The organism is Lacisediminihabitans sp., assembly GCF_043726815.1.
Lineage (GTDB): Bacteria > Actinomycetota > Actinomycetes > Actinomycetales > Microbacteriaceae > Lacisediminihabitans.
Map to the genome: position 1 here is coordinate 1 of NZ_JAYSJZ010000112.1, position 5,357 is coordinate 5,357.

6 protein-coding genes and 1 tRNA gene are annotated in these 5,357 nt (G+C 67.3%); 2 read left to right on the forward strand and 5 right to left on the reverse strand.

Going from position 1 to position 5,357, the window contains the following annotated elements:
• The coding region (locus ACHZD8_RS16555) for a hypothetical protein (protein WP_394771528.1) at positions 1–224 on the forward strand (224 nt) is incomplete at its 5' end.
• Positions 225–706: 482 nt separating this feature from the next.
• Here the strand turns inward: ACHZD8_RS16555 and ACHZD8_RS16560 are convergent.
• From ACHZD8_RS16560 to ACHZD8_RS16570, 3 genes are all read right to left on the reverse strand, one after another.
• Positions 707–780, reverse strand: a tRNA-Ile gene (locus tag ACHZD8_RS16560).
• 15 nt (positions 781–795) lie between these two features.
• A complete protein-coding gene (locus ACHZD8_RS16565; protein WP_394771529.1) occupies positions 796–2,046 on the reverse strand; it encodes a glycosyltransferase in 1,251 nt (416 codons plus the stop codon).
• A gap of 29 nt (positions 2,047–2,075) precedes the next feature.
• On the reverse strand, positions 2,076–3,017 hold the full coding sequence (locus ACHZD8_RS16570; RefSeq protein WP_394771530.1) for a DMT family transporter: 942 nt from the start codon (positions 3,015–3,017) through the stop codon (positions 2,076–2,078).
• A 40-nt stretch (positions 3,018–3,057) separates the two neighbouring features.
• Here ACHZD8_RS16570 and def point away from each other — a divergent pair, with 40 nt between their 5' ends.
• The gene (def, locus tag ACHZD8_RS16575) at positions 3,058–3,624 is read left to right on the forward strand and encodes a peptide deformylase (protein ID WP_394771531.1); all 567 of its coding nucleotides are present in this window, start codon (positions 3,058–3,060) and stop codon (positions 3,622–3,624) included.
• Here the strand turns inward: def and ACHZD8_RS16580 are convergent.
• Together ACHZD8_RS16580 and ACHZD8_RS16585 are read right to left on the reverse strand one after the other, a co-directional pair.
• Entirely contained in the window at positions 3,621–4,367 is a 747-nt protein-coding gene (locus ACHZD8_RS16580; protein ID WP_394771532.1) for an AzlC family ABC transporter permease, read from the reverse strand. The genes def and ACHZD8_RS16580 overlap by 4 nt on opposite strands.
• A 6-nt stretch (positions 4,368–4,373) precedes the next feature.
• Positions 4,374–5,357 (reverse strand): sensor histidine kinase (locus ACHZD8_RS16585; RefSeq protein ID WP_394771533.1); only part of this gene is annotated, 984 nt, incomplete at its 5' end.

Genomic DNA, 5,357 nt, shown 5'->3' on the forward strand with positions numbered 1-5,357 from the left:
CCAAGCCCAAGCCCAAGCCCAAGCCCAAGCCCAAGCCCAAGCCCAAGCCCAAGCCCAAGCCCAAGCCCAAGCCCAACGACTACTCACCGACGGGCGAACGCTACGCCAGCGACGAAGAATATGACGTCATCGATGATGAGAAACGTCTCGTCCTCCGAACGAGGCCATGTCGTTCGAGCGTGTGCTCTTCGGAACCGAAACAGTCATCGAGACTCACCCGGTGAACGAGCAGGTGCGTGGAGCGCGGGTCGAACACGAGGACGGTGCCGTTCGCACCACAGAGTAGCCGCACCCGACAGCTGCGCAGGGCTCGGACGTTTCGACGGAACGTCCGAGCCCTTTTCGCTGAAAGGAGGCGGGGTCGCGGGGAGCTGAGGTTCGGTTGCCGGCCCTCACGCGTCGCGCACGACGTCGCCGCGTTTTGTCAAGGGGTCCCCTTTTAGGGGGACAAAGCCTACATTTAGGTCACCAGAAAACACATCGACACGCTCAGCTGGTCGGCAGGAAGGTTCAACGATGATCAAGGAACGCAAACTATTCGTGGCCGCTTCTCTCGTGGGGACACTGTGCGTGGTGGGTGCCGCGGTGCTCGTCGTAGTCGGCTTGCGGTGAGTGGCGTACAACCCAGGGGGCAAACTCGCCCCACAGTCTCGGTCTCCGATTCCTTTGGTGGGAATGAGAAGCCCTGATCCGAGGCCTGCATCGGTGGGGCGGACGGGACTTGAACCCGTGACCGACGGATTATGAGTCCGCTGCTCTAACCAGCTGAGCTACCGCCCCGCGAGCTCGAAGAGGCTACGGAACTTGCTCGTCGAGCGACGCATCGGTCACCGGATCGGTGACCGTTTCACCACGATACAGGCTCTCGAAGATGCTCAGAGTGCGTTGGATGTCGTGCGCCGCGATGTAGCTGAGGCTCGCCTTCTTCATCGCCATGAGCTCGTCATCCGGCAGCGTGAGCACGTCGGTGAGTTTGGCGGCGAGGTCGACGGAGTCGCCGGGGGTGAAGAGGTGGCCGTTCTGGCCCTCGTGCACGAGGTGCGGAAGCGCCATGGCGTCGGCGGCGACGATGGGAAGCGCGGAGGCCATCGCCTCCATCGTCGCGATGCTCTGCAGCTCCGCGATCGACGGCATCGCGAACACGGTGGCGCGAGTGAGAGCCGCGCGAAGTTCCTCGTCGGTGACGTAGCCGGTGAAGTTCACCCGATCCGCGATGCCGAGATCCTTGGCCATCTGCTTGAGCTGGTTCATCTGGTCACCGCCGCCCACGATCTCGAGCTTCGCGTCGAGTGCAGGGTCGATGGCCGCGACGGCGCGCAGCAGAACGTCGATGTGCTTCTCGCCAGACACCCGGCCCACGAACACGATGGTGTTGCCCGTGCGCTTCTCGAAGCTCGGCGTGTAGAGCGCAGCGTCGATGCCGCAGGAGATCGCGTGCACCCCCGCGAGGTTCGTCTCGGCCTCGAGGAAGTCGGCGGCCTTGCGGCTCGGCGAAGTGACTGCCTCGCACAGCCCAAAGGTGGAGGCGGCATCCGCCCACGCGGCCCGGATCACCGGCTTGCGCAGGAAGTGCGGAAGCTTGGTGTGGTCGATCATGTTCTCGGGCATGAAGTGATTGGTGCCGACCACGCGGATGCCGCGCTTCACGGCCTGGCGGGCGAGGCCACGCCCCACCACGATGTGCGACTGGATGTGCACGACATCCGGCTTCACCTCGTCGAGGATGCGGGCGGCGTGCGCCTGACTGCGCCACGGCAGCACGAACCGCAGCCAGTCATGCGGGTACCAGCGCCACGAGTACACCCGGTACACGGTGAACCGGGCACCATCGTGCTCTTCGACGAACGTGCCGTGCTTGCGGCTGGCCGCGGGGGCCTCCACGAAGACGTCATGGCCACGCTCGGTCAGTCCGGCCGCGAGGCGGGAGGCGAAGTTCGCCGCACCGTTCACGTTGGGAGGGAAGGTGTCTGCACCGATCAGTACGCGAAGGGGTGCCTTCGCGGCCGAGAACGTGTCACGCGGGGAATCGGACAAATCTGTGAGCATCCCTTGCATTAGTAGCCGGCAGCATCAGCTTAGTGCTGCGTCTGCGGGTGGTGTTTGGAAAGCTGGAAGACGCCGTAAACAGCAAGGATACCAGCGACGATGAAGGCGACGATCGCGTACCAGGGCGCGCCGGCCGCCTCCTGCAGCACGACGATGCCGATCGACACGGCCACGAGGGGGTCGATCACCGTGAGCCCGGCGATCACGAGGTCGGGCGGCCCGGACGAATAGGCGCTCTGCACGAAGTAGCCCCCCATCGCGGCCGCCGCGATCAGCGCGATGACGCAGGTGAGGGTGAGCCACTCGAATCCGTGGGTATCCGACGCCCCGATGAAGAGGGTGTGGATGCGGTCGATGACCACCTTGGCGAGCGTCGCGACGAACCCGTAGAGCACGCCGGCACCCACGATGTAGATGATCGCCTCGAACCGCTTGCGCAGCAGCGCGAAGACGATGGCGAACGCCACCGTGATCACCACCAGGAGCACCAGCACGATCACCAGTTCCGTCTGCGAGATCTCCTTGGACTGGCCGGTGATCGTGGCGATGGTCACAAACAGGCCGACGCCGACAATACAGAATGAGATGGACCGGATGGCCCGCCTGGTGAGCCTGACCCCCGAGACCCGGGCGTTCACCACCGCGGTGATGATGAGCGCGATCGCGCCGAGCGGCTGCACGACGATGATCGGGGCGAAGTAGAGGCTGGTGAGCTGGAACACCACGGCCAGGCCGAGGAGGAGCGTGCCGAACACCCAGGACGGGCGGCGAAGGAGCGCGAGCAGCTGGCCGAGCCTCAGGCCGCCGGATGACCGCGTCTCGCTCTGGGTCTCGACCTTGACCACACCGCGATGCTGGAGCTGGGCGCCGATCGCGAGGAAGACCGCACCGACGAGAGCGATCGGGATTCCGATTGCCTTGGCCGGGGTGAGGATGATCGTGTTGGCGAGGTCGGACACGTCAGGCAGCACGCCACGACTTTACCCGGTGACCCTCCGATATTCTTGGCGAATGGCCGTTCTCCCGATTATCATCACCGGCAGCCCCGTGCTGCACTCCCGCGCCGCCGACGTCACCGAATTCGACGATGATCTCCGCTCACTCGTCGCCGACATGTTCGAGACCATGGAGGCGGCTCCCGGGGTCGGGCTCGCGGCGCCGCAGGTGGGAATCTCCCGGCGCATCTTCGTCTTCAACTGGCTGGACGATGACGACGTGCTCTGGCGGGGTGTCGCCATCAACCCCGAGCTGTGGATCAGTCCCACCGCTGTCGGCCCGGCGGACGAGGAGACCGAGTCGGAGGGATGCCTCTCGGTGCCCGGCGAGCGGTTCCCCCTGCACCGTGCGGACCTGGCCATCCTTCGCGCCCTCGACCTGAACGGCGAGCCGTTCGAAATCAGCGCGGAGGGCTGGCTGGCGCGCATCTTCCAGCACGAGTATGACCACCTCGACGGCATCCTCTACGTCGACCGGCTCGCCCACAAACACTCGCGGGCCGCGGAGAAGGCGATCAAGAAGAGCGGCTGGGGCGAGCCGGGCCTGGCCTGGACCCCGGGCATCGACGACCTCGAGGGCTAGAAGAGGGCTCTCACGATCGCGGCCACCACGGCGGCCGCGATCACCACCACGATGAACGGCACGCGCAGGGCGAACAGCCCGGCGGCGACGACGACGGCGACGAGACCGGCCACCAGCACCGGCAGCCCGGGAATGAGCACGGGCGTCGCTACCGCGGCGACGACGGCGGCCCCGGCGGCCACCGCAATCGTCTGGAGCTGTCGGAGCCTCGGCCAGAGCAGCCCGAGGAACGCGGCGGCGGCCGCCGCATCCAGGCCGTAGGCGCGCACGTCGCCCAGGGCGTTGCCGATGAGGCCGCCGATGACCGAGGTGAGGTTCCAGCCCACGAACACGGCCACGCCGGTGACCCAGAAGCCGATGCGCTGGGCGCGCAGGGTCGGCTGGCCGATCGAAACCGCCGTGGACTCGTCGATGGTGAGCCAGCCCGCGGCGAATCGGCGCCAGGGGCCTCCCCCGATGATCGGTGCCATCCGGATGCCGTAGATGCCGTTGCGGATGCCCAGGATCGCCGCACTCGCGATGGCCGCCGGCCCCGCGGCGACACCGCCGGTCGCGATCACGCCGACGAGGGCGAACTGCGATCCGCCCGTGAACATCAGCCGGCTCATGACGCAGGTCTGCCAGATGTCGAGTCCGGCGGCGACCGCGAGGGCCCCGTACGACACGCCGTAGGCCGTGGCGGCGAGACCCACCGCGAGTGCCTTACGAATCGCGGCGGAATCCTCCCGCGGCCGTTCGGGCACGGCCGCTCAGGCGTCCAAATTCACGCCGTGAACGCCGTTGTCGTAGCGCAGCGCCGGGAAGACGGCGGAGATGGAGAATCCCACCCCGGGCACCGAGTAGGCGTTGAGGATGCCGCCGAACAGCGCTGCGCGCTCTCGCATCTCGGTGATTCCCGGGCCCACGACGACCTCGGTGAGCGAATTGAGGTCGTCCTGGAAGGTGTAGGTGCGGCTCTGCGCGAGCTTGTCCGGGTCGAGTCCCTGACGCTTCGCCGCGGCGCGCACCCCATCGTCGTCGACGAGCACTTGGAGGCCCTCGGCGGTCCAGGTGAACGCGACCTTGACATCCGTGCCCTCGCCGCCGTAGGTGAGGGCGTTGGACAGCGACTCCTGCACGATGCGGAAGATCGCCAGCTCCGCACCCTGGGAGAGATCGAATCGTTCGCCATGCTCCACGAACGTGATGTTGAGGCCGGCCTCCCCCATCACCGCGAGCAGGTCGCGGATGGTCTTGAGCCGGGGCTGCGGGGTGGCGGCGGCCTCGCCGTCGCGCACGACGGTCATCACGCGCCGGAGGTCGGCGAGGGTGCCCCTGGCGGTCTCCGCGATCACGGCGGCCGAGCGGGCTGCCACGGCCGGGTCCGCGGCCGCGGCGTACCGGGCTCCGTCGGCCTGGCTGATGATCATCGACACGGAGTGCACTGCAACCTCGTGCAGCTCTCGCACGATGCGCAGGCGGGCCGACTGCTCCTGCAGCGACACCTCGAGTTCGAGCCGCCGCCGCTCGGCGGCCACGCGGTCGTAGTACTGCCGACGACGGCCGCTCGCGGCTCTCAGCCAGAGCGCGAGGAAGAGCACCGTGAGCACGAAGAAAAGCACGAAGGCGCCCGAGAGGCCGATCGCCACGGCCCGCGCGTTCTGGTCTAGCCAGGCATTCACACGCTTCTCCTCTCGGCGGGCGCCCGGTTGGGCGCCAGACACGAGAGTATCGCGAACCGGCGGCCGGCGTTC

What these genes read in the sequence shown, in the direction of transcription:
- ACHZD8_RS16565 (WP_394771529.1), bottom strand. Translation starts at nt 2,046, where the DNA reads ATGCTCACAGATTTGTCCGATTCCCCGCGTGACACGTTCTCGGCCGCG.
- def (WP_394771531.1), top strand. Translation starts at nt 3,058, where the DNA reads ATGGCCGTTCTCCCGATTATCATCACCGGCAGCCCCGTGCTGCACTCC.